Consider the following 358-nt stretch of genomic DNA (forward strand, 5'->3'; position numbering starts at 1 on the left):
GGCCCAGATGCGCCCAGTATCGGTCTTGCCCTTCGCCAGAATCGGCACGGTCGTGTCATCGCCATGCAGACGCTCGGCGGCAAGCACATGCGCCTCGATCAGCGCGTGCACCGGCTTGAGCGCCGCGGCACAAGCGCCAACCTGGTCGGCCAGTGTGGAAAGGCTGAGGTCGATGCCTTCGCGGGCATAGCGCTCGCTCTGCCGGTTCAGCGGCTGGTGCTGGGCGAACTTCTCGAACAGGATCATCGCCAAAAGGTTCGGCCCGGCAAAGCCGCGCGGCGTCACATGGAAGGGCGCCGGCGGCTGCGAGATCTTCTCGCATTCGCGGCAAGAGAACTTCTCGCGCACGGTCTGGATC

The 358-nt window shown here is 65.6% G+C and carries 1 protein-coding gene; it reads right to left on the reverse strand.

Annotated elements, in window-relative coordinates; genetic code table 11:
* Positions 1-358: transposase (locus EOC06_RS44380; protein ID WP_245470349.1), on the reverse strand; the 358-nt coding region annotated here is incomplete at both ends.

This window comes from Mesorhizobium sp. M7A.F.Ca.MR.362.00.0.0 (assembly GCF_004023175.1).
Taxonomy (GTDB): domain Bacteria; phylum Pseudomonadota; class Alphaproteobacteria; order Rhizobiales; family Rhizobiaceae; genus Mesorhizobium.